The organism is Musicola paradisiaca NCPPB 2511 (genome assembly GCF_000400505.1).
GTDB classification, from domain to species: domain Bacteria; phylum Pseudomonadota; class Gammaproteobacteria; order Enterobacterales; family Enterobacteriaceae; genus Musicola; species Musicola paradisiaca.
The window spans coordinates 2,862,208-2,886,215 of sequence record NZ_CM001857.1; the positions used below are offsets into that span (position 1 = coordinate 2,862,208).

At 53.6% G+C, this 24,008-nt stretch carries 18 protein-coding genes and 1 pseudogene; 11 read left to right on the forward strand and 8 right to left on the reverse strand.

The features are described from left to right. Positions 1–345, forward strand: a 345-nt coding sequence (locus DPA2511_RS23940) for an integrase core domain-containing protein (RefSeq protein ID WP_023638368.1), incomplete at its 5' end; no start/stop codon positions are given. A 431-nt stretch (positions 346–776) separates the two neighbouring features. Here DPA2511_RS23940 and DPA2511_RS12685 read toward each other — a convergent pair. The 5 genes from DPA2511_RS12685 to DPA2511_RS12705 all read right to left on the reverse strand — a co-directional run bounded on the left by DPA2511_RS12685 (position 777) and on the right by DPA2511_RS12705 (position 6,420). Next, on the reverse strand, positions 777–1,706 hold the full coding sequence (locus DPA2511_RS12685; RefSeq protein WP_226376598.1) for a helix-turn-helix domain-containing protein: 930 nt from the start codon (positions 1,704–1,706) through the stop codon (positions 777–779). Positions 1,707–1,805: 99 nt separating this feature from the next. Further along, positions 1,806–3,332, reverse strand: a complete 1,527-nt coding sequence (locus DPA2511_RS12690; protein WP_015854153.1) for a DHA2 family efflux MFS transporter permease subunit — start codon at positions 3,330–3,332, stop codon at positions 1,806–1,808. Positions 3,333–3,337: 5 nt separating this feature from the next. Next, complete coding sequence (locus DPA2511_RS12695) at positions 3,338–4,516, reverse strand: HlyD family secretion protein (protein ID WP_023638370.1); 1,179 nt, start codon at positions 4,514–4,516, stop codon at positions 3,338–3,340. A gap of 120 nt (positions 4,517–4,636) precedes the next feature. Further along, on the reverse strand, positions 4,637–5,089 hold the full coding sequence (locus DPA2511_RS12700; RefSeq protein WP_015854155.1) for a MarR family transcriptional regulator: 453 nt from the start codon (positions 5,087–5,089) through the stop codon (positions 4,637–4,639). 356 nt (positions 5,090–5,445) lie between these two features. After that, positions 5,446–6,420, reverse strand: coding sequence for a chemotaxis protein (locus DPA2511_RS12705; protein WP_015854156.1), 975 nt, complete (start codon positions 6,418–6,420; stop codon positions 5,446–5,448). 795 nt (positions 6,421–7,215) lie between these two features. Between DPA2511_RS12705 and DPA2511_RS12710 the strand changes: the two genes are divergently transcribed. Continuing rightward, positions 7,216–7,869: a CPBP family intramembrane glutamic endopeptidase gene (locus DPA2511_RS12710; protein WP_015854157.1), complete on the forward strand. Its 654-nt coding sequence runs from the start codon at positions 7,216–7,218 to the stop codon at positions 7,867–7,869. Positions 7,870–8,019: 150 nt separating this feature from the next. On the opposite strand, the gene DPA2511_RS21735 is transcribed toward DPA2511_RS12710, so the two are convergent. Beyond that, entirely contained in the window at positions 8,020–8,400 is a 381-nt protein-coding gene (locus tag DPA2511_RS21735) for a class I SAM-dependent methyltransferase (protein ID WP_226376661.1), read from the reverse strand. A 256-nt stretch (positions 8,401–8,656) separates the two neighbouring features. On the opposite strand from DPA2511_RS21735, the pseudogene DPA2511_RS24345 reads away from it, so the two are divergent. Both DPA2511_RS24345 and DPA2511_RS12725 read left to right on the forward strand, forming a co-directional pair. Then, positions 8,657–9,002 (forward strand): annotated as a pseudogene (locus tag DPA2511_RS24345) (hypothetical protein). Positions 9,003–9,783: 781 nt separating this feature from the next. Beyond that, entirely contained in the window at positions 9,784–11,442 is a 1,659-nt protein-coding gene (locus tag DPA2511_RS12725; RefSeq protein WP_015854159.1) for a methyl-accepting chemotaxis protein, read from the forward strand. A gap of 140 nt (positions 11,443–11,582) precedes the next feature. Here DPA2511_RS12725 and DPA2511_RS12730 read toward each other — a convergent pair whose 3' ends face one another. Beyond that, entirely contained in the window at positions 11,583–12,899 is a 1,317-nt protein-coding gene (locus DPA2511_RS12730) for an MFS transporter (protein ID WP_015854160.1), read from the reverse strand. A 100-nt stretch (positions 12,900–12,999) separates the two neighbouring features. Then, positions 13,000–14,196 carry an L-talarate/galactarate dehydratase gene (locus tag DPA2511_RS12735; protein WP_015854161.1) on the reverse strand — a complete coding sequence of 399 codons (1,197 nt, stop codon included), beginning with the start codon at positions 14,194–14,196 and terminating at the stop codon, positions 13,000–13,002. A 327-nt stretch (positions 14,197–14,523) separates the two neighbouring features. On the opposite strand from DPA2511_RS12735, the gene DPA2511_RS12740 reads away from it, so the two are divergent. The 7 genes from DPA2511_RS12740 to uhpC all read left to right on the forward strand — a co-directional run bounded on the left by DPA2511_RS12740 (position 14,524) and on the right by uhpC (position 23,902). After that, on the forward strand, positions 14,524–15,546 hold the full coding sequence (locus DPA2511_RS12740; RefSeq protein ID WP_015854162.1) for a LacI family DNA-binding transcriptional regulator: 1,023 nt from the start codon (positions 14,524–14,526) through the stop codon (positions 15,544–15,546). Positions 15,547–15,954: 408 nt separating this feature from the next. Then, complete coding sequence (locus DPA2511_RS12745) at positions 15,955–16,290, forward strand: hypothetical protein (RefSeq protein ID WP_015854164.1); 336 nt, start codon at positions 15,955–15,957, stop codon at positions 16,288–16,290. Between the two features lie 507 nt (positions 16,291–16,797). Continuing rightward, positions 16,798–18,048, forward strand: coding sequence for a glycosyltransferase (locus DPA2511_RS12750; protein WP_015854165.1), 1,251 nt, complete (start codon positions 16,798–16,800; stop codon positions 18,046–18,048). 312 nt (positions 18,049–18,360) lie between these two features. Continuing rightward, on the forward strand, positions 18,361–20,124 hold the full coding sequence (gene ggt / locus DPA2511_RS12755; RefSeq protein WP_015854166.1) for a gamma-glutamyltransferase: 1,764 nt from the start codon (positions 18,361–18,363) through the stop codon (positions 20,122–20,124). Between the two features lie 186 nt (positions 20,125–20,310). Further along, positions 20,311–20,940: a response regulator transcription factor gene (locus DPA2511_RS12760; RefSeq protein ID WP_023638372.1), complete on the forward strand. Its 630-nt coding sequence runs from the start codon at positions 20,311–20,313 to the stop codon at positions 20,938–20,940. A 45-nt stretch (positions 20,941–20,985) separates the two neighbouring features. Next, the gene (locus DPA2511_RS12765) at positions 20,986–22,488 is read left to right on the forward strand and encodes an MASE1 domain-containing sensor histidine kinase (protein WP_035050218.1); all 1,503 of its coding nucleotides are present in this window, start codon (positions 20,986–20,988) and stop codon (positions 22,486–22,488) included. Between the two features lie 100 nt (positions 22,489–22,588). Then, positions 22,589–23,902 (forward strand): MFS transporter family glucose-6-phosphate receptor UhpC, encoded by a 1,314-nt coding sequence (gene uhpC, locus DPA2511_RS12770; protein ID WP_015854169.1) that lies wholly within the window; start codon positions 22,589–22,591, stop codon positions 23,900–23,902. Positions 23,903–24,008: the final 106 nt, after the last annotated feature.

The window sequence follows — 24,008 nt, forward strand, 5'->3', positions numbered from 1 at the left end:
ACCGATCGCGGAACGGAATATTGTGGACGGATTGAACATCATGATTACCAGCTTTATCTGGCGATTAATGATATAGACCACACGAAGACCAAAGCGATGTCGCCACAAACCAACGGTATCTGCGAACGGTTCCATAAGACGATATTGCAGGAGTTTTATCAGATGACATTCCGTAAAAAACTGTACGGAGACATTGATACTCTGCAATCGGATCTTGATGAATGGTTGCATTATTACAATAATGAACGAACTCATCAGGGAAAAATGTGCTGTGGGCGGACGCCGATGGAAACATTACTTGATGGAAAACGCATCTGGGCTGAGAAAAATTTAAGCCAGATGTAATCTGACAGACACCTGTATAAATAACCGGTAACTGTCAGATCAAGTCTGAGCTAATACACTTTAAATTATCAAAAAGGTGGTCATTCTGGTGGTCTTGACAGAATGAAGATTCAGGTTTAGCTTACATATTAGCCAGTTACTGGCAAAGGCGATCCCAGTCAGAGGAGCCAAATTCTTGTTTTCATGCATCCTTGCGAATCTTTATGTGGTACCGATTCAATAAGTTGGCGTGAAAAATCTTCCCGATGCATTTTCAGTTTTCCCTCTGCATCGGGAGAATTTGGTGGTCAGATTTGGGGTCTTTCCGGTTCGATAATGGCGTGACCCGCATATGTCGCTTAACAACACGAAAATCCGCAACGTAAAACCCTCCGCAAACCCCGTCAACGTTTCCGATTCGCATGGCTTGTCGTTGTTGGTTTATCCCGTCGTTATGCCGCAGTTACCCGTTGTTCATGAGATTGTGAAGGTCGGGCTATTTGGTTGAACGGAATAAAATAGTCAACTTCAAACTGGCTGGTATCTATCGCGCCATCAGGCTTGCGCCGACAACGCACGATCTCCACATCATTGTTTCCCATCTTCGTATAGGGCCGGCCAGGGAGAATATGGTGATATATTGCCCGAAGAAAGGTTTGATACTCCTGCAAATTGCCGATAAAACGGAATCGCAGATAACTATCCACATCAGTGCCCTGCTCCCCAATACCGTCGTCATCCGCAAGCAGTTCTTCCGCATGAGTGATGACACCAACATCATAGTTCACCCTCACCTGGCGTTTGATGCGGTTATCGTCCGGATAAACCGTCGAAGACACATAGATAGACACATCCGCAGCATGACTACGGCCGCATGCCTTCTCCCATAACACCGGACGACGGGCGATATCATTCACCTGAACCAGATCATCGACCACCTGGGTATATTCGAAATGACAGCGGTTTGCCGGCAGCCGGGGCAACGCCACCACCTCAGGAACCGGCACCGCATTCACATTGGGCCGCAGAGACGGTTGCAGGCTGGAGAAATCCCATGATGACTGCTTACGGTAATGGCCCGGCGACGTGCCGAAGTGTTTTTTGAACGTGCGGGTAAAGGACTGTTGGGAATCAAAACAGTAACGCAACGCCACTTCCTGAATGGTCTGGCTGGTGAGCTTCAGTTCTACCGCCGCCTGGCTCAGACGCCGGTTACGAATATAGGTTCCGAGCGAAATACCGGTTTCTTTCTTGAACATCCGCTGCAAATGCCATTTGCTGTAACCCGATTTCGCCGTCACGTCGCTGATCATCAGGGGGCTTTCAAGATGGCTTTCAATCCAACCGACCAGATCGGCGATAAATCTCATAATAGGCGGCATGATGGATAACATGATTTTAACTCCCATTGAGAAGGGTAAAACACCTACTGATTGAACAACCCGGCAGATTAAAATGCCGGCGTATCAATGCCATGATGACTAATGCCCTGCCGATGCCGGCCCCGTTCGGGTGAATGGGGGACGGGCAAACCAGATGATCACGATCAACCCCATGAACCCCCAGCCCAGCACATAAAAATAATCGATGGTGGAGGCCATCCACGCCTGCTGTTGCAACGTCTTGTCCACCTGCGCCAGATTGGCCTGGCTGATCCCCCCCATCAGGTTGAGATAGCTCACTGCAGATGGGTTATAGACCGACACGCTCTCACTCAGGATCGCATGGTGATAAATCTCACGGTGCGACCAGAGCCAGGTGGTGAGCGACGAGGCGAAGCTGCCGCCCAGCACACGCAGAAACGTCGCCAGACCTGACCCTTCCGCCACGTCTTTGCCGTGCAGGCTGGATAGCAGGATGGAGGTCAGCGGCACAAAGAAAAACGCCACCCCGCTCCCCATAAACAGCTGCACGCCCGCCACAGTCGCAAAATCCACATGGGTATTGAATTGCGCCCGCATCAGGCATGACAGCCCCATGATCACAAACGACACAGTGGCGAGCAGACGCAGATCAACCCGGTTGCCATAACGGCCGATGATCGGCGTCAGCAGCATCGGCAACATCCCCATCGGTGCCGCCGCCAGGCCGGCCCAGGTGGAGGTATATCCCATCCAGGTCTGGAGCCACTGCGGTAGGATCACGTTGATGGCGAAAAACGCAGCGTATCCCAGCATCAGCGACAAAGTGCCGACGGTGAAATTGCGATCGGCGAACAGCCTCAGATTGACGATTGGATTGCTCTCTCCCAATTCCCAAATCACAAACGACACCAACGCAACCGCCGAAATAATGGACATGACGACAATTTCCGACGAGCCGAACCAGTCCAGATCATTACCTTTATCCAACACAACTTGCAGCAAACCGACGCCAAGCACCAGCAGCCCGATGCCGACATAATCCACGCTGGCGCGTTCGGTACTGTCTTGCCAATCGCGCAGCTGCATCCAGACCACGAACGAGGCGAATATGCCGATCGGCACATTGATATAGAAAATCCACGGCCAGGAATAATTGTCGGTAATCCACCCACCGGTAATGGGGCCGACGATCGGGCCGACGACCGTCACCATCGCCAACAACGCCAGCGCCATGTTGCGACGAGAAGGCGGGAAGATCATCAGCAACAACGTCTGACACATGGGGTACATCGGGCCGGCGAAAAAACCCTGCAATGCGCGGAAGACGATCAGTTCCGTCATGCTGTGCGAAAAACCGCAGAGAAACGACGCCAGGCTGAATAACAGCACCGAAACAATAAACAACCGACGTTGACCGACAATGCGCGAAAACCAGCCCGTCAACGGCAGGGAAATGGCGTTACACACGGCAAACGAGGTGATCACCCAGGTACTCTGATCCGAACTGACGCCCAGATTCCCGGCAATCGTCGGCAGCGACACATTGGCTATCGTGGAGTCCAGCACCTGCATAAATGTCGCCAGCGATATCGCCAGCGTCGCCAGCGCCAAGCTCGGCGGCGTAAAGGCGGCTTTATCGTTCATCGCGGCTAGCCCCGGCTGCCCGTTAGCGGCAGGCTGTTGTCGTGCAGAATTTTCGCCACCAGCTTGTCGGCCTGCTGCAACGGATCGTCATACACATCCGTACTGTAGCGCGGCGTATTAACGGTGGCCGTCGGCAACAATTCGCCGTGGTTGTCGCGGAGATCGACCCGAGCCTGCATCGACAGCCCGATACGCAGCGGGTGCTGCTTCAGCGCCTCGGGATCCAGCGCGATGCGTACTGGCAATCGCTGTACTATCTTGATCCAGTTACCGCTGGCATTTTGCGCGGGCAGCAGCGAGAACGCGCTGCCGGTACCGATCCCCAGGCTCTGTATCGTGCCGTGATACTGCGCGTTGTCGCCATAGATATCCGCCGTCAGGGTCACTGATTGCCCTAACCGCATCTGTTGCATCTGGCTTTCTTTGAAATTGGCATCAACCCAGACCTGTTCGAGCGGAACAATGGACATCAGCGTCGCACCGGCGCTGACCCGCATCCCCACCTGCACCGCACGCTTGGCGACATAACCACTGACCGGCGCGACAATAGTGCTCCGCGCCCAGTCCAGATATTTGCTGCGTAAATCGGCTACAGCGCTTTTGATATCCGGATGATCGTCAATCACGGTGTTGTCCACCATCGCCTGATTGGTGCGCAAGCTCTGCTCGGCTGCATCGAGCGCACTACGCGCGCTGTTGACCGCGTCCTGATAATGCGCCAAATCTTCGGTGGAAATAGCGCCTTTGGCCACCAGGCCCCGGCGGCGATTGTAATCGCCAATCGCCTGTTGCAGCGCCACCTGCCTGGACACCACTTGGGCCTGATAGTTGTCGACGGTGCTGTAAAGCCCCCGAACCTCACGCACGGTCTTGGCCAGCGAGGCTTCCGACTGTTGCAGCGCGATCAGCGTGTCGCTCGGGCTGAGCTGCACCAGCACCTGCCCTTTCTCCACATAATCGCCGTCATCAACACTGACTGTTGTCGCTGTGCCGCTGATTTGAGGCGTCAACGTGATCAGGTTGCCGTTCACATAAGCATCGTCGGTGGCTTCATAAAAACGCAGATAAAACTGGTAGTAAGCGCCCCATCCCGCAGCAGCCAGCAACAGCACAATGAACAGAATGGCAAACTGACGTTTACGTCGTCCGGGTGCCGGAGAAACGGAAGTGGAGGTGGTATCCATCATGTCATTAACCTTTTATGTATCCAGCCAGTTTGTTGCTCTGAAGCGTTCCTGGCGCTTACGCAATCCAGCCGCTCATTGGCGGCGCCCTGCCAATCTCCTACCCACGGTGTAAACCGTTTAGTAGGGCAAATAACGGGCGGTAACGTCATCCGGCAGCATTTTGGTCAGTAAACGTACCAGTTGCTCCGCCTCTTCCTGCGTCAAACGGGTCGTCAGTTGCACCGGCAACACTTGCATGCCTTCCTGCTCGAACAGTTGGCAAATCGCCCGCCCCTTGTCCGTCAAAGCCAAAATTATCTGACGTTTATCATTGGGATGCGGCTGGCGCAGAATCAGCTCCCGTTTCACCATCCGTTCAATCATGCGGCTCAAAGCACCACCGTCCATCATGACGTTTTTGCTTACATCCACTGGGCTGGTGAACCCTTTATGTATGCAGATCAACACCTTGAACTGCGGCGCCGTGATATCGCTATCCGCAAAATAGTCGTTGAGAAGGTGATCCTTAAACTGGTTGGCCAAATGAATCAGCAGGCCGAGCATTTGGAGTTCTTCCGTCGTTTTTTTCATATCACAAAATTGACCAGGCATTAATTTCAAATGACTTTACTGCCTAGTCAACTAAATCACAATATCGATTCTTGTTTGCATCCAGATTTTATGTGGCAATGCGTGCTATCCCGCCCTTATCAACCGGGATAGAGGTAAACACATGCGCCCGACGGTAAAAAAGGAACCGAGGAGGAATGCATAACTCAATGGAGTATGTGCTTCGTTTTACTCAGCACATCGGTCGTAGAACGGGTGATTCGTACATGACCAGTGTGGGAGAAACGCAGTGCCCGAACGGCATCAAAAAAATATTGGAAGGGAGATACATCATTACCCTTGCCCACATTCCGTTTGCAGACAAGGGCATTGCAACATTACCGTGCGGCGGGTTTTACCTTGTCGAGCACACCATGAATCGCCGCCGCCAGTTCGTTGACTTCAAATTTGGCGACATAAGAATCCGCCCCGACGTTGCGCACATGGTCTTCGTTGGCGCTGCCGGACAGTGAAGAATGGATGATCACCGGAACATTTTTCAGAAACTCTTCGCGTTTGATATTCCGCGTCAGCGTAAACCCATCCATTTCAGGCATTTCCAGGTCTGTCAGCACAAAGGCGATTTTATCGGAAATCGGCCTGCCTTCTGACTGCGCTTCCAGCGCCATGGCTTTAATTTTGTTCCAGGCTTCCAGACCGGTGACGTGCATGATATAGGGGATACTCATGATCTTAAGCCCCTGTTCAAGCATGGTGCGCGCCACTTTAGAATCTTCAGCCACAATAGCGACGGCCCCCGGCTTAATATCGAACGTCTTATCTTCGACTTTCTCAATCTTGATTTCACGCTCGGTCGGGATGATGTCATGCAGAATCTGCTCAACATCCAACACCAGCGCCAAACGGTTGGTGTTCGGATCGTTATCGAGACGGGCAATACTGGTGATATAACTGCTGCCGACGCCGGCCTCGGCCGTATTGACCTGGCTCCAGTCAAGCCGAACGATATCATCCACCGATTCCACGGCAAACGCCTGAGTGCTACGCGCATATTCCGTGACCAGAAGAATATTCAGCCCGGTGTTTGGTACGCTGCCCACCACTTTGGGAAGATCGATGACGGGAATGATTTGACCGCGAATATTGATCATACCCAACATCGGCGGCACCATACCCGCGGCTTTGGTCAACTCCGGCATCGGAACAATTTCCCGGAGTTTAAACACATTGATACCGTATAGCTCTGATTCTTCTTTACCAGTAGGAGACCCCAAACGGAACAGCAGCAGTTCAAACTTGTTAGATGAGGTAAGATTAGTTCTTTCCTCAATCTCTCTTTGAAATTTATCCATTCTGTCCTCAATACGAATATTTATTTAATGTACGGTAACAAGGCAAATTAGTGACAGCAAATTGGGATTAATCCCATAGCCACTCACTGTACGCGATTAATAGCACTCTTCAAATAACTCTTGGTTCTTATCTGCCATGAAAAAGAAAATATTTGTCTCATATTGTCTGTTGCATCTTCCTGTTTTTAAAAAGCATAGACCAGCCGCTCGACATCCACCATTTTTCTACTGTCGATGACATTCGCCGTACTAATCGGTCACTGTCTTTCTCCGTTATCGTTGTATTCAATAACAGATAATCATGACTGTTATCACATTATTGAGCGTTGTCTTTCTTTCCGGATCACGGCAAATCGCATCAATCAAAATGCATCGGTTAAGCTATTGAGTAAATATCGGCAGAGGCAATATCACCCCATAAACGACGAACACTTTAAACACGAGGCGTATCGAAGTTTCCATCGACCAAGATGGGTAAAGAACATGACGCCGCCGGTATAAACGATCCAGATAAGCGCATTGCCTAAAAAAAAGTCATCCCCGATGCCTGAGTAAAAAAACCTGCATCGGCGTAGCCTCGAATCATGTCATCCTCCGACGAAACGCCCTACGCCAGCCCCCATTTTTGAGACTGCGCACGCAACATCATCAAGAAAGCGCCGGACTTCATTTTCGCCTCAGCGACAGTAGGTATACTGCCTTCAAGCGGCACTATTGCCGAACAGGTTGCGCCGGCGGGCCTTGTCCGGTGCCTATTTTGCAGCTATCGATGGCTGCCAATTGCGGGACGCCTGAATGAACCCACCGTCAGACAAAGTCATCCATTCGTTAGTCTGCCTGGCCGTTTTCCTCGCCTGGTTTGCGCTTTCATTGCTGTTTACCGTACTTCCCGGCTACCGCGCGCTATATCGTGCAGGTCTGGCTACGCCGTTGCTGTATCTCGCTATCTGGCTGCCTTTTGTTTTGATCGCCTGGCGGCAGTACCAGAAACATTACGGACTGATGCCGCTGGGTAAACTCCATCCTGGAAAATCGTTATTGCCGATGCTGGCGCTGTTATTGCTGGCACTGATACACGGCCTGTTCGGCAAGCCGGAACGCTGGATGATGAGCCTCCCCCAGATGCCATCGCTTAGCCTCTATCTGCTGATCCCCACCATGTGCCTGCTGGCGCCAGTGATTGAAGAGGTTATCTTTCGCGGTTTTCTACTCAATGCCCGGTTAGGGTGGGGAAAACATGCGACCCAGATTACCGTCATCCTGACATCGCTGATCTTCTCTCTCAGCCATGCTCAGTACCTGTCGCCCACCACTTTCGTCTGGCTATTCGTCTTCTCAGTCATCCTGTGCCAACTGCGGCTGCACACCAACAGCCTGCTGGCGCCCATCGTGCTGCATGCGCTGAATAACATGTTGTCAATCACAGCGGTACTGGCGGTTGGGCGATGACATCATCCCCCACGCCGCACTCATGCCCATAAACAGGCACGTTTCCCTGAAAATTCAATTTATTCCGTCACATGCCAGTATCATTTTCACGCCTGGTAAACCAACACCGATAGGCTGAGACCGGCACGTTTCCAGCAAAGACTTATCCATTCAACGTTTCTGCAACAAGTAACTATTTTCAAAACCGGGCAGACTGCCGATCACATCAAAACCATTGAAATAACCACCGGCACGTAGCAGGTCTACAGCAGGCCCTACTTCTGGTGAGAATTCATGGTCGCGGTAATCATCAAACACAATAAAACCGCCTTTTACTACGGTGGGGGAATATAACAAGAAGTCGAGCAGTACATTACGGCCTCTATGGCCACCATCAATATGCAACATTACAGTATGTGGATTAAGCACCAACACACGTTCGATGCTTAACTCGGAATAGCCGCGAATCAAGTGAACCTCAGGAAATAGGCGTTCATGATAAAAACGCAGTTCACTCTCCTGATTGGGTAACTCCATAGGATCGATACTAATAAGACGGCGTGCTTAATCTCACTACACGTTAGCCGCCCCTGGCCTATTGCCGGATAATAGACTGGTTGATGCCATAGGTCGGATGGGAACCGGCATCGTGCATTTGGCATAATATTCACTGTGTTATATAGCACCGCCACATGTGTTGTTTCATTAGTGTGTCCCTTAACGATTTTCTTTACAATCAGGGACTTGATTTCACCATAAAAAGTTCTTTAATTCGGCCCGCTACAATTTTCCCGATGAAGTATAGGCACTGATTTCTCCCATACTGCCACCTGAAAGAGGATCTTCCCCAGGTGGGCATCCTTACTTTACGCACAGACATGTCATGCATGACATATCCTGGGTTCTTTGCTCTGGCGCGCCCTGGCGGGATTTACTTGAGCGTTATCGTCAGTGATCGAAGAGAAAGCCAGTCAGGACGGACGTCGGCCCCTCGACACGCGCCGGTATAAAAAACGCAATGTGTGGAGTGTTGCTTTGCGATACTCAACGAAAATCGCCGTATTGCCACCCGCTCGGAAAAAACAACCAGAAGCGACTTGAAGGTGCGAAAACTGGAGGCTATCAGGTTATTTTTAAAGCAGCCGTTGAGTTAAGGGACACTGCCCACACTATTTTCTCCCCTCAGATACGACATGTTATCGAAGAATTTCCGTCATCAGCCGCCATATTTACCTGTAGCAACAGATAATGACTTATCTCTCGGCCGACAATCATTCATGAATTTTTTGTATTTCATATGGTTGTGACGATCGATATGACTTTTATAATCGGAGAAAACTATCATTATTTTTTTTCGAGTGATGAAAACGATCAAATGTGTAAAGTTATTCGTCTGATTGACGATAATAAAAAAAGTGTCAGGGAAAAATGATTGAGATAGAAAATGAGTGAAGACATGACTATTCATTAAAGCCAATATTAGCCCACTTATGATAATGACTTTTATCAGGCTGATTAGTTTAGCCGTTATTCCATATATTTTGTGCGGTGTAACTTTGTACACCAGCCATTTTACTCTGGGTGTTCAGGCAAAAAACCGAACGTATTCAAATACGCGAGGTTCATTCATCATGTTCACTCCTTTCGGCCCTCTTGCATTATTGCCTGTGTACGGGGTCTGACGGCGTGCCTCAATAGATAGTCAGTCAGATAAAAGAGGGGATTTATTATTACAGGCAGATCATTCACTGCTCTGGTTAATAATCTACTCTTACCTTGTAGGCCACGATGCTTATTTCACTCAGCATTACATTGATGATTTCCCCCCTGACATATCGCATCAGTAGATAACGTTTCACCTCAATGCTGATGCAGTTTTCCTCACAGAAAACAACTTGATTTTCACATGTTGTCTGCAATAGCAAAGGAGCAGAAATGAATATATCAAACTGGCGTATTGGCTATCGCATGGGGAGCGGTTTCGCTTTTCTGGTGTTGATGCTGTTTTTTGTCAGCATACTATCAACATCAAAACTCTCTGATTTTCATGAAGATGCCAAATTAATTGTCACTGATGTCTACCCCGACACTGTCGCCGCTAACGATCTGATCGACGCGGTAAACAGTACCCTGGTGGCTTATCAGCGCTTATTGCTGGTGTCGGATGAAAAGCAAGTTGCCGAGACGCTCACCATGATCAACGGCTTTCGCAAACAGGTCGGAGAACTGATCGATAAGCTGGATGGCGATGCCTATGAGGAAAAAGGCCGGGGCGTCATGGATAAAATAAAAAAAATTCGCCCACTCTTTTTAGCCTCCGGCGACAGACTTATCGCACAGCTCAATGCCGGTGATCGCGATGGCGCCATCGGCGAGTTCACCACGACGATGAACAACGTGCAACGCCAGTACCGCGAGCAAGTGCGCCAGTTGGTCGACTATCAGGACGACATCATGCACAGCATGGTGGATGAGATGACCGATAGTTACACCCAAACCCGGGCATTGCTGCTGTTTATTTCCGCGCTCAGCGCGATCGCCGGTTGCATCATCGCCTGGCTTATCACCCGTAGCGTCACCCACCCGCTCCAACAAGCGTTAACCGTCGCCAACAGCGTGGCGCAAGGCGACCTAACCACAAGGATCGTCACCAAAGGCAACGACGAAACCGGCCAGTTGCTGGCGGCGCTGGCAAGAATGAACGACAGTCTGCGCCACATCGTCAGCCAGGTGCGCGATGGCGCGGAAACCATCGCCACGGCAGCGTCCCAGATCGCTGCCGGAAATCAGGATCTCTCCGCCCGGACGGAAGAACAGGCCAGCTCGCTGGAACAAACCGCATCGTCAATGGAACAGCTGACCTCCACCGTCAAAAACACGGCGGACAATACCCAGCAGGCAACACAGATCGCCGATAAAGCGACGGATACCGCCAAACACAGCAGCGACGTTATGGCATCGGTCACACAGCGGATGCGCGGTATCCGCGAATCATCCCAACGTATGGCCGAGATCATCAGCGTTATCGACAGCATCGCCTTCCAGACCAATATTCTGGCGCTGAACGCGGCGGTCGAAGCGGCCAGAGCCGGAGAACAAGGCCGCGGATTCGCCGTGGTGGCCTCGGAAGTCCGCTCGCTGGCGCAACGCAGCGCCACCGCCGCGCGGGAGATCAAGGATCTGATCGACGACTCGGTGGGAAAAATTCAGGACGGTATGCAACTGGTCGATACCGCCGAAACCACCATGACGGGGCTGGTCGAACATGTACAGGACGTTAACAGCATCATCGGTGAGATATCGCAAGCCAGCCGTGAACAGAGCGACGGTATCAACCAGATCAACCTGGCGGTCGGGCAGATAGACACCACCACCCAGCAAAACGCCGCGCTGGTGGAGGAATCTGCCGCGGCCGCCCTGTCGTTACAGGCGCAGGCCGACGCGCTGACGCAAACCGTCAATACCTTCAAGCTGGGCCAGCGCCCTGCTACCGGCGCCACCCGACAACCTGAGCGTCCGGAAAACCGCGAAGTCACGCTGGCGCTGTCATCCACGAAAAATAGCGGCAGCTCGCAGGACTGGACATCCTTCTGATCCCTGACAAACACGGCAGAAACAGCGAAGGGGCCTTGGCCCCTTCGTGATGGTGAGAAAAAAATGCTGTTCCGTAAGGAGTTCAACAAGCCGGAACAGCATCGTTATGCCACAGGGCACAAAACCGATACGACACCCGCTTATTCCGCTTTGCCCGGCAGCGCAAGCCGCTCCAGCGGCCCCACGATGAAGACGTAGGACACCAGCCCCACCAACCCCATGGAACCGACGTACAGAATGGCGTAATCAAACGAGTGAGTCGCAGACAGAATGAAACCGATCACCAGCGGCGTCACGATACTTGCCAGATTGCCGCACATGTTAAACACCCCGCCGGCAATCCCCAGCAGTTCTTTGGGCGAGGTATCGCTCAGCACGCACCAGCCCAAATTACCGAACCCCTTGGCGAAGAACGCAAGACTCATCGCCGCGATAACGATCGACTCCGACCCGGTGTAATTCGCCGCCACAATGGTGCAGGACAACAACATGCCGCAAATAATAGGGAGCTTGCGCGCCACGGTTAAGCTGTATCCTTTGCGTAACAGGTAATCCGAAAACACCCCGCCGAGCAGCCCGCCGATAAAACCAGCGAGCGCCGGAATAGAGGCGACAAAGCCGACTTTGAGTATCGACATGCCTTTAGCCTGATACAGATAGGTCGGAAACCAGGTCAGGAAAAACCAGGTGATCGACGTCAGACAAAACTGACCGATATAGACCCCAATCATCATGCGGTTGATACACACGCTTTTGATATCAGACAGCGTCAGTTTCGTGCTCTGTTCCTTGCGACCCAATTCAGGCTCGCCGCCGCCGTTGCGAATATAATCGAGTTCTTCCTGGTTGATTTTCTTATGGCGATAAGGATCCTGCACATACATCAGCCAAAACGCCCCCAAAATAATACCGATGGCGCCGATATAATAAAAAACATAATGCCAGCTGAGATTATGCAAAATAATCGTCATCAGCGGTGTAATCAGCCCCAGCGAAATATATTGCGCCGCCTGATAAACCGAGGTCACAAACCCGCGTTCTTTATTGGGGAACCACTGTACGCTAAGACGACTATTCGCCGGGAAGGCAGGCGCTTCAATCGCCCCCATTAATAATCTCAGTACAACCAGCGCCATAATAGGGCTGGCGAACTGGTAGATGGTGCCCTGGAATAAGGTCACTAACGACCAACCAATTAATGCCCAACCGTAGACCAGACGAGAACCATAACGATCCAGTAGCCAGCCACCGGGAATTTGCATCGCGACATAAGAAATGCCGAATACGGAAAATGCTAATCCCATCGTTTCCGGATCAAAATTCAATTCTTTACTCATTATTGGCGCCACGACGGAAAGCGTGGCCCGGTCGGCATAATTAAATACCGTGGCAAGGAAAAGAAACAATAAAATGACATAACGGACTCGTGTCCGTTTTACTGCTATTAACGTATTCATATACAACAACTCCTGATTAATAGGGTTGCATTTTTATTTATGGGTAGGATACAGAATGCGTGAAGCGGCCGACTCCGTGCGAGTCGGCTGCCGACGGTCATCAGGGACGCTTGCCGAATTCACAGGACAACGAGGTCCACCGGCGTGCTTGTTCGCTCAGGCTGAACCCCAACCCATGGCGTTCGGAAACCCACATCCGCCCATCCCGCAGCGCCAGCTGTTCGTTGAACAACGGATTGAGCCACTCGAAGTGTTCCAGCCAGGGCTCCAGCGGATAAGCAGCGGCCAAATGGAGATGGACTTCCATAGCAAAGTGCGGCGCCAGTTTGCGACCGTGCTTCGCCGCCAGATCCATGATCTTCAGAAAGGGCGAGATACCGCCGACACGAGGCGCGTCAGGCTGCACATAATCGCTGGCGTTGCCAAGGATCAGCTGTTCGTGCTCGCGAAAGCTGGTCAACATTTCTCCGGTAGCGATCGGCGTATCCAGCGCCGCCGCCAGTGCGGCATGCCCCTCGACATCGTAGGCATCCAGCGGCTCCTCAATCCATACCAGATTAAACTCTTCCATTTTGCGGCCCATGCGGATCGCGGTTTCCCGATCCCACTGCTGGTTAGCGTCCACCATCAACGGGAAAGCGTCGCCCAATGCTTTACGTACTGCGGTCAAACGCCGGATATCTTCCGACGTATCGGGCTGCCCGACTTTCAGCTTGATGCCGCCGATGCCGTTTTCCTGTGAAATCACCACATTTTTCAGCACCTGCTCCAGCGGTGTATGCAAGAAACCGCCGGAGGTGTTGTAGCAGCGCACGGAATCACGGTGCGCGCCCAGCAGTTTCGCCAACGGCAGCCCCGCGCGTTTCGCTTTCATATCCCACAGCGCGATGTCGATCGGCGAAATAGCCTGCACCGCCATCCCGCTGCGGCCCACCGATGCACCGGCCCACAGCAGTTTGGTGTAGATTTTGTCGATATCGTTGGGGTCTTCGCCCAGCAGGTTATCGGCAATTTCTTTGGCATGCGCATAAATGCCCTGCCCGCCCGCACGTTTGGAATAGCTAAAACCCACCCCCTCAAAACCGTCGCGGGTCCGAATTTCGGCAATGATAATCGCCACCTCGGTCAGCGGTTTTTGCCGCCCGGTCAGCACTTTGGCATCACTCACCGGTGTCGCCAACGGCAAAAACGCCAGCGACATCTTTACCCATTCGATACGGTCGCCACTCTCGGCGGCGGTTTTGGCGTTGCCGGCGTTGGCGTAGCTTACGGCATCTGAGTTTGCACTGATGGTCATCTCCACTCTCCTCAATAATGTTTGCGCTAACATTTATGTTTTAACATCAAGAAATGATCAAATGGTCTGTTCTCATTTTGTACATTCGATCACAATAGAATAAAGAAAAAGAAGAAAATGGCCGATAAACAATGCGAACTGCATAACAGCCCCTTCTGCAACTGCACAATATTGTTATCGCAAACAAACAAATTGAACGGTATAGGGTCGTACCGGTGGAAAAACCGGCCCAACAGCGCCGGAGTGCCGGGTTCAACTGGAAAAAAAGCCGATTTTTCACGATAATACCTCCGTTACGTTCAGCTCGATTCACAAGGCGTCCATTGATTGAAAAGCGAAAAAATCTCCCGCAATACTGCCGCGCGCGCCCCCACGCTGGAGGATGTCGCACGGGTTTCCGGACTCTCATCCATGACAGTGAGCCGAGCGCTGAACACCCCGCAGAGAGTGCGACCGGATACCGTTGCGCGCGTGATGGAGGCGGTTCGCGCCACCGGGTATATCCCCAATATGCTGGCGGGTGGGCTGGCGTCGAAGCGCAGTAAACTGATCGCGGTGGCCGTACCGCAGATCAACAACAGTATGTTCGCCGACACCATTCAGGCCATCAGTGATGAACTCTCTGCCCGCGGCTACCACATGTTGCTGTGCGTGGCGGGGTATACCCATGAATCTGAAACGGAAATCGTAGCCGCCATTCTGTCGCGCCGGCCAGACGGCGTTGTGCTGACCGGCATTCATCACTCGCCGGAATTGAAGAAAACCCTGCTTAACGCCAATATTCCCGTGGTTGAAATTTGGGATCTGACGCCGACGCCGCTGGATATGCTGGTCGGGTTCTCCCATGAAAAAATCGGCGACGCTATCGGCCAGTTTCTGCTGACAAAGGGGTTGTCGCGCATTGGCATGATATGGACGGAAGATCGACGGGCGGCGCAACGTAAACAAGGCATGCTGGATCGCCTGCGGCAGCAAGGGCAGCCCCGTATCGACGAAGTGGTCATTCCCCTGCCCGCTACGCTATCGCTGGGGCGACAGAGCGCTCAGAAGTTGTTCAGTCTGAAACGCGAGTTCGACGTACTGGTGTGCAGTTCCGACACGCTGGCACAAGGCGCCATCATGGAGGCGGAATACCACGGCCTACGTGTCCCGGATGATCTGGCGGTGATCGGTTTCGGCGATCTCGACTTTGCCGCCGACAACAAGCCTGCCATTACCACCGTCAGGGTAGATCGCTGGCAAATCGGCAAAGAGGCCGCCACGCTGCTGGCGGATAAACTGGCGGGAGAAAACATTGATACGCCAATACGGGATATCGGTTTTTCCCTGGTCGAACGGGAATCGGCATAATGCCTTTGGCATAATATTCACGGTGTTGCATAACACCACAGCCTGTGGTGTTTCATTGGCAATCAATAACGTCAACCGATTAAGTCTTAATACCCCCTCAGGCATGGCGCCACTGCAATGCATTTATTATTTACTTATTAAGTGGTATATACCCCAAATAATTCGGGTTGCAGCAAGGCAGCCAATACCCCCGTAACTTGAAGCATGACGGGAATATCGATATATACAAGCACCTGATAATATCGAGCGCAACCCAGGGCTAAAACACCATAAAAAATAGCCCTAATGGGGTAGATACTTATTTCACCGCTAATATGCATATTGCCTGCTTTTATTTCTCAAATCGTTTACTTGTTATTTTTTTCGTGATATTTTTCGCTGAATTATAACACTAAATGAAGATTTAATATGAATAACCCATTCACTGCCGCATGGAGCCGAAACGGTAATTTATTGTGTCATGGTCATTGGATAATCACCTATTTAGGGCAAGATTTCACATTACCGGAATCCTATCGGGAACAGCATATGAATACATTGGGTATTTATTCCATCATCGACCCGGAAGATGAATTATATAAAGAGGGTCTGGATGAAGATGACTGGATCTTGAAAAACGTAGAATGGCTTGCCGACTGTTTTGAGCAAAATAACGTACCTATTGAGGAGTTTTATTTTCGCCACTTTTATCGCGCGATTAACCCACAGGATTGGCGTTGTACCAGTTGTGCCGGCTGTATGTAATCCGGCTTATCCGTCGATAATTGGCACGACAATACCGTCAGCCGTCAAACCAGGGGTGAAGCACATTCCTCGCCTTCTGCGCATCCCCCCCCTGGGGGGAACAGGTCACGATCTCGATGCCTATGCACTCAATGCATGCGCGTCAAATATCGATTTAGCATTAACACTGCCGCTGAATGCATCGGCGACTCGAATTACTTGGGGTATAACGATGAATTATCACTACAACTTATTTCAATAAAAACATTCTGAAACTGGTAATACCTAAATAACCCAACTGAAAGCCAATAATCTCCTTCGTTAATTATCCATACCACCTAAATATACCGGTTCGGTAATATTTTTGCGGCCAATTTCGCTGCTGTACAGGCTGATTTTATTCTCATATACTCACCACAAATTCAGTTAAAATTTTTATTATTTTCCGCTATCGGCGTACTATCACGATGAATTATCTACAATCGTGATATTTCATTTCTGGATATTTTCCACTCTAAGGAGGGATAGATGAAAATATTTTTGGCAACACTGGGATCCGCAGGAGATGTTTATCCATTTATTGCTATTGGCGAATCATTGATACAGGCTGGACACGATGTCTATCTCTGTACCAATCCCTATTTCGAAAAAACCGCGCGAGACAGAAAACTGCATTTTATTCCCGTCGGTTCAGTAGACAGTTATTATCAGGCCGTGAATTCTCAACGGCTATGGCACCATAAATCGTCTTATAAAGAGATGTGTTATTTCATCAATACCCAGCAGAAAATGATGTATGACGCATTGGCGCCTCACGTCGATAATACGTCGGTCATTCTCACGTCCCTGTGGGCGTTTTCCGCCAAAATGCTGGGAGAAACCAAAGGCTGCTGCATTATTCCCGTCCGCGTCACGCCTTCTACGTTCATTTCCAGCTACGACCCGCCCTACCACAAAAAGCTGGCGTGGATTCGTCATTTGCCGCTCGGCCTGCGGCGCTTCCTGCTGCATATGGCGGAAAAACACCTGCTCGACCGTGAACTGGCGCCCTTTTTGAATGAATTCAGAAACGGGCTGGGGCTGCCGCATATCGAACGTGTGATCACCCGTTGGACACACAAAACCGACGCGGAATTACTCTGCCTGTTTCCACAATGGTTCGCGTCACCCTTGCCGGATTGGCCAGCCAACCTTCATCAGGTCGGATTCCCATTGTTCAACCTGCTCAATCAGCAAGAACAGGATGAAACCGGCGCATTTATCGCGCAGGCCAAAACCGTGATTCTGATGCCCAGTTGGGCGTTGCAGGTCAACACTACGTTGATCGTGGCGCTGGCGAAAAAGATCCGCCGGTTGGGCTACCAATGTCTGGTGGTCGGCGCGCCCAATCCGCAATTCGGCGACGACAGCGGCATTCGGTTTGAAAAACACATTAATCTGGCCCAATACCTCCATCAATTCAAAGCCATCATCCATCACGGCGGCATCGGCACCATCGCTCAGTCGTTCGCGGCGGGTATTCCACAGATGGTGTTGCCCAGCGCGTTCGATCAATTCGACAACGCCCGCCGCGTCACCGCGATGAAATGCGGGCTATCGCTGACGGAAGCGGAAGCCGGGCACATGGATCGTCGATTAAAGCGCCTGCTGAACGACCCGGATATTGCTGAAAACTGCCAGCGCATCCGCGCACGTTTTCTGGCGGAACCCGCCGTCGACACGCGCATCGTCAACATTATACAAACCGCGCACGCCCGGCATCTCAGCCACACGGCCTGATTCGCCCCGACCTGGGCGCCATGGTGCAGCCCAGGTCGTTACCACGATAAGGCATCAGGTCAGCGGTGGTCGTCATGCGCTAAAACGCCGGATCGTCGCCCCCCCCCCCGCGCGGGTGCTAAAACGTGCCGCCATACCAGGCTGTCGAACTCGCGCTAATACCCGCTGCGCGCACTGCCTTCGCACCTTCAAGACACCCATCACTTTTTCTTAAGCCCTTTCTGTCCCGCTATGTGCTAACTATGTATTCGTCTGCACCGCATGATGATGCAGGCCACAATAACGAGACAGACAACAATGACAGGAGTTTTTATGGCGTATAAACACTGGCTGCTACCGCTTGGGCTGGCTTCAGCCTTGTACGGCGGTATGGCGCAGGCCGTTTCGATTCCGGCGGTTGAGGCGAAAACCGGGATGGTAGTGAGCTCGCAATATCTGGCTTCGCAAATCGGGGTCGATATTCTGAAGATGGGCGGCAATGCCATCGATGCCGCCGTTGCGGTTGGTTACGCGCAGGCGGTGGTCAACCCGTGCTGCGGCAATATCGGCGGCGGCGGTTTTATGACGATCCATCTGGCGGACGGCAAAGACACCTTCATCAACTTCCGCGAAACCGCGCCGGCGGCGGCCTCCGCCAATATGTACCTTGATGCGGACGGTAAAGTGAAAAAAGGCGCCAGCTTATATGGCTACCTGGCGGCCGGCGTGCCCGGCACCGTGCTGGGGCTGGAAACCGCCCGCGAAAAATACGGCAAGCTGACCCGCGCTCAGGTGCTGGCTCCCGCCATCAAACTGGCGCGTGAGGGTTTTGTATTAACCCGCGGCGATACCGATATTCTGGACACCACGGTTAAGCGTTTTAAAGAGGATGCGGAAGCCGCACGTATTTTCCTGCGCCCGGACGGCTCCGCGCTGCAACCTGGCGATCGACTGGTACAGGCTGATCTGGCCAATACCTTGCAGGCCATTTCAGATAAAGGGGCTGATGCTTTCTATCAGGGGAAAATTCCGCAGGCGGTTGAAGCTGCGTCAAAGCAAGGCGGCGGCATCCTGACCGCAGCCGATTTCGCCAACTATAAAATCACCGAAACTACGCCGGTGAGCTGTACCTACCGCGGTTACAAGTTCATTTCTGCGCCGCCCCCGAGTTCCGGCGGCATCACTCTGTGCGAAACGCTGAATATTCTGGAAGGCTACGACCTGAAAAGCATGGGCTTCAACTCCGCGCAGGCGGTGCATGTCATGACCGAAGCCATGCGTCATGCCTATATGGATCGCAACACGTTCCTCGGCGACCCGGCGTTTGTGAACAACCCGGTCGACCGTCTGCTGAGCAAAGAGTACGCGGCGGAAATCCGCAAAAAAATCGATGCGGTAAACGCCACGCCGTCCGATCAGGTCAAACCGGGCATGGAGCCGCATGAAAAACCGGAAACCACCCACTACTCGATCGTTGATGAACAGGGTAACGCCGTCTCCACCACCTACACCGTTAACGGCCGCTTCGGCGCGGTGGTGATCGCCCCCGGCACCGGCTTCTTCCTGAATGACGAAATGGATGACTTCACCGTCAAGGTCGGCGAGAAAAACCTGTACGGACTGGTGCAGGGCGAACGCAACGCCATCGCGCCCGGCAAACGTCCGCTGTCGTCCATGAGCCCTTCGTTAGTCACCAAAGACGGCAAGATCTTCCTGGTGCTGGGCTCGCCGGGCGGCTCCCGCATCATCAGCATCACGCTGCAAACCGCATTGAACATCCTCGACTTCGGCATGGTGCCGCAGGAAGCGGTGGATGCGCCGCGTATCCATCACCAATGGCTGCCGGACGAGGTGTACTATGAGCAGCGCGGGCTGTCCGCCGATACGCTCAAACTGCTCAAAGAACGCGGTTACAAAATGGTGGAACAGATCCCCTGGGGCGCCGCCGAGCTGATTATGGTCGGTCTGCCCGGCGTTGAAGGCGTGCTGCCGGCCAACTCCGGCAACGACGCCGCCGTGTCCGGTAAAGTGCGCGAAGGCTACCTGTACGGCGCCAACGACTCACGCCGCCCGGCGGGCGCGGCCATCGGCTACTGAGCCGACATCCCCCTTGCCACCCGAAGAGGCGTCCGAGTGACGCCTCTTTTTTCTGCGCACCCCGCCTCGCGGCGGTAACATCAGCGTCCCGATTTTGCCATCCAGCTAACACTTTCCGCATTGCCGGTTGCCTGAGGTTCAGGCTTCTGCGCATGATGCAAAAAATCTCACGGGTATTGCATGGTCATGATTAACGTAGCCTTGATAGACGACCACATCGTAGTGCGTTCCGGATTCGCGCAACTGCTCTCGCTGGAGGGCGATATTCAGGTAGTCGGCCAGTACGCCAGCGCCGCCGATGCCGGTGTCTCGCTGCTGAAACTGAATGTGGATGTCGCCGTTATGGATATCGCCATGCCGGATGAAAGCGGCCTCAGCTTGCTGGCCCGGCTACGCCAGAAACGGCCGACGTTCCGCGCCATCATTCTGAGTATTTACGATACCGCCGCCTTCGTGCAGAGCGCGCTGGACGCCGGCGCCTGCGGCTATCTCACCAAACGCTGCGGGCCAGAAGAGCTGGTGCAGGCGGTGCGCGCCGTCCATGCCGGCGGCAGCTACCTGTGCGCCGATGCGATGCGGGCGCTGCGCCACAGCCGGCAACGGCCGAAAGCGCTGGAAGCGTTGACGCCTCGGGAGCGGGAAATTTTCGATCTGCTGGTCAATGGGTTAAGCGTCAAGACCATCGCCGAACAGTTGGATTTGAGCCACAAAACCGTGCATGTCCACCGCGCCAACGTGCTGGATAAACTGCACTGCGCCACCACCGTCGAGCTGGTGCATTTCGCGTTGCAGCACCAGCTGCTGGTCAAAGGATAACCGGTGTCGGCTGATACCTCGCGCCGCTGGCGGCGACCGGCGCTGATGCTGTTTCTCACCCTGTTTTACAGCCTGTGCTGGCTGGCGCTGTGGACCATCAGTTTTTACCTGACCCAGAACGGCCAGCAGGCCACGCTACTACTGCCACAGGGGCTGCGGTTGGCTTGTCTGACGCTGCTTTCGCGCCGTTATTGGCCGGTGATTCTGTTCTCGGAAACCGCCATTCTGGTCTGGCTATATAGCCAACAATTGCAAACCAACTGGGTCATCCTCGCCTCGGTATGGGTCAGTCTGGCGCCGGCCGGGCTGGTGTTGCACTATTGGCGGCGTTACACCCTGTACTGGCAGCGGTTATTGCTGTTGCTGGCCGCCGTTCTGGCTAACAGCGTATTGCAAATGCTGATCCCCGGTATCTGGCTAATGACGCCGCTTAGCCAGACGCTGTTGTCCGCTGTAACCGGCGGTGTGCTGCTGACGCCGTTCATCTACCTGATTTACGAATACCTCAAGCAACAACACCTGCAAAACCTACTGCCGCACGGCAACAGCATGACGCCGCCGTTGCGCGCCTCGCTGCTGGTGTGGTGCTCGCTGTTCGGCGCCATGGCCATCGGCGTCCAGCTCTCGCTATCGCCGGATATGGAACGCCTGCTGCTCATCGCCATTTTCCTGCCCAATGTGGTGATGGCGTATGCCTTCGGCTGGCAGGGCGGCGTGCTGGCGGCAGTGCTCGGCAGCCTGTTGATCACCATCGCCCGTCAGGTGGCGGGCGCGTTTAGCGACCTGCTGTCGCTGGAACTGTTTCTCTCCACCCAGGCGCTGCTCGGCATCGGGTTAGGGATCGCCATCAGCCGCCAACAGCAACTGGCGCAGCACCTTGATCGCTACCGGCAACAGCTGGAACAGGAACTGCGCGTGCGCCGCCAGTTGATGGAACGGCTGGTGCATACCGAGGAATCGATCCGTAAAGATATCGCGCGTGAGTTGCACGACGATATCGGCCAGAACATCACCGCCATCCAGATTCAGGCCCGGCTGATCGACCGCGCGCCCTCGCCGCCGCTGGCCCACAGCGCCGCCGCGCAAATCACGGAACTGGCGCAACGCATCCACCACACCACCCGGCAGTTGCTACGCCAGCTGCGCCCCCCGGTGCTCAACGAAATGTCGCTGGAAAAGGCGCTGCGCCATCTGGCGGACGAATTCGCCTTCGCCGAACGCGGCATCGACTTTCGGCTGGATTACCGCCTGCCGCAACAGCCGCAGGACGATACCCTGGTCTTCACGCTCTATCGGCTGGTGCAGGAGTTGCTCAACAACATCAGCAAACATGCCGATGCCCGCAGGATTCGGGTACGCATCAGCCACCAGCAGGGGATGCTGACGCTGGAGGTGCGCGACAACGGCATCGGCATCCCGGACGATCGCCGCGAAGGTTTTGGCCTGCGCGGGATGGAAGAGCGGGTGCAGGCGCTGGGCGGTGAATGGATGTTGCTACGCCGTAACGGCACCCGCGTAATTGTTAAGTTGCCCACAGAATTGACATAGCGCCCGCCAAAAACAGGAATTTTTCCTAGATGGCTAAAACCTTGTCTCATCCCGTCGCGCACGGGGCTCCCTACACTGACGCCAACAGCCGGAGAACATCATGAGCCTGACCTCTACGGCGCCGGAATCCATCCATCAGCGTTACCGCCACTGGCGCGTACAGTTGCTGATATCCATGGTGATCGGCTACGCCGCGTTTTATCTCACCCGCCGCAGCGTAACGTTTGCGATGCCGGTGATGCAGCAGGCGCTGGCGCTCGACAAAGCGGATATCGGCCTGCTGGGTACCTTGTTCTACCTGAGTTACGGCGGCTCCAAGTTTCTCTCCGGCATGCTGCACGACCGGCTGGGTGAGCGCTGGTTTATGGGGGTCGGCCTGTTGCTGACTGGGGTGCTGAATGTGCTGTTCACTTTCTGCACCTCTCTGCCCGCGCTACTGCTGGTCTGGACGTTGAACGGTTTTTTTCAGGGCTGGGGATGGCCGCCCTGCGCCCGGCTGCTGACGCACTGGTACTCGCGCAACGAGCGCGGCTTCTGGTGGGGGTGCTGGAACACCTCCATCAACCTGGGCGGCGCGGCGGTACCGTTGCTGTCCGGCGGGCTGGCGACGGCGCTGGGTTGGCAGTATGCGCTGTTGATCCCCGGTATCGTCGCCATACTGCTGGGGTTATGGCTGTGCCGTCGGCTGTGCGGTACGCCGCAGGAAGAAGGGTTGCCCAGCGTTGGACAATGGCGGCGCGACCCGCTGGAACTGCGGCAGGAGCAACAAAGCCCGCCGATGAGCCTGCGAAGCTTGTTGCGCGTCACCCTATGGCAAAACTACAGCATCTGGCTGTTGGGCGTGTCGTATGTGTTGGTGTACCTGATTCGGATCGCGCTCAACGACTGGGGCAATCTGTGGCTGGCGGAAAGCCACGGCGTCCATCTGCTCAGCGCCAACGCCACCGTTTCGCTGTTTGAGCTGGGCGGGCTGTTCGGCGCGTTGTTCGCCGGATGGGGATCGGATCTGCTGTTTCGCGGCCAGCGCGCACCGATGATTTTGCTGTTTTCGCTGGGGCTGTTTTTGTGCGTGACCGCATTGTGGCTGGTGCCGGTTCATCATTACGCACTGCTGGCGCTGAGTTTTTTCAGCATCGGCTTTTTCATTTTCGGCCCCCAGATGCTGATTGGTCTGGCGGCTACGGAGTACGCCCACAAGGACGCCGCGGGAACCGTGACCGGTTTTCTCGGCCTGTTTGCCTATCTGGGCGCAGCGCTGGCGGGATGGCCGCTGGCGTGGTGGATGCAGATTTACGGTTGGTCGGGCTTTTTCGCCCTGCTGACTTTGGCGTCGGCCTGTGTCGGGTTACTGCTGATGCCGCTCATGATGTCGGGTATGCAAAAACGGGGGCCAGCCAGGTCAGGCCCCGCCTGACGTAGTTACTTGCTGATAGATAGTTAGTTATTCACTGATAAATAGTTACTCGCTGATAAATAGTTACTTGCTGATAGATAGTTACTCTCTGACAAGAAGGACATAC

What these genes read in the sequence shown, in the direction of transcription:
- DPA2511_RS12685 (WP_226376598.1), bottom strand. Translation starts at nt 1,706, where the DNA reads ATGCCGCCTATTATGAGATTTATCGCCGATCTGGTCGGTTGGATTGAA.
- DPA2511_RS12690 (WP_015854153.1), bottom strand. Translation starts at nt 3,332, where the DNA reads ATGAACGATAAAGCCGCCTTTACGCCGCCGAGCTTGGCGCTGGCGACG.
- DPA2511_RS12695 (WP_023638370.1), bottom strand. Translation starts at nt 4,516, where the DNA reads ATGGATACCACCTCCACTTCCGTTTCTCCGGCACCCGGACGACGTAAA.
- DPA2511_RS12700 (WP_015854155.1), bottom strand. Translation starts at nt 5,089, where the DNA reads ATGAAAAAAACGACGGAAGAACTCCAAATGCTCGGCCTGCTGATTCAT.
- DPA2511_RS12705 (WP_015854156.1), bottom strand. Translation starts at nt 6,420, where the DNA reads ATGGATAAATTTCAAAGAGAGATTGAGGAAAGAACTAATCTTACCTCA.
- DPA2511_RS12710 (WP_015854157.1), top strand. Translation starts at nt 7,216, where the DNA reads ATGAACCCACCGTCAGACAAAGTCATCCATTCGTTAGTCTGCCTGGCC.
- DPA2511_RS12725 (WP_015854159.1), top strand. Translation starts at nt 9,784, where the DNA reads ATGAATATATCAAACTGGCGTATTGGCTATCGCATGGGGAGCGGTTTC.
- DPA2511_RS12730 (WP_015854160.1), bottom strand. Translation starts at nt 12,899, where the DNA reads ATGAATACGTTAATAGCAGTAAAACGGACACGAGTCCGTTATGTCATT.
- DPA2511_RS12735 (WP_015854161.1), bottom strand. Translation starts at nt 14,196, where the DNA reads ATGACCATCAGTGCAAACTCAGATGCCGTAAGCTACGCCAACGCCGGC.
- DPA2511_RS12745 (WP_015854164.1), top strand. Translation starts at nt 15,955, where the DNA reads ATGAATAACCCATTCACTGCCGCATGGAGCCGAAACGGTAATTTATTG.
- DPA2511_RS12750 (WP_015854165.1), top strand. Translation starts at nt 16,798, where the DNA reads ATGAAAATATTTTTGGCAACACTGGGATCCGCAGGAGATGTTTATCCA.
- ggt (WP_015854166.1), top strand. Translation starts at nt 18,361, where the DNA reads ATGGCGTATAAACACTGGCTGCTACCGCTTGGGCTGGCTTCAGCCTTG.
- DPA2511_RS12760 (WP_023638372.1), top strand. Translation starts at nt 20,311, where the DNA reads ATGATTAACGTAGCCTTGATAGACGACCACATCGTAGTGCGTTCCGGA.
- DPA2511_RS12765 (WP_035050218.1), top strand. Translation starts at nt 20,986, where the DNA reads ATGCTGTTTCTCACCCTGTTTTACAGCCTGTGCTGGCTGGCGCTGTGG.
- uhpC (WP_015854169.1), top strand. Translation starts at nt 22,589, where the DNA reads ATGAGCCTGACCTCTACGGCGCCGGAATCCATCCATCAGCGTTACCGC.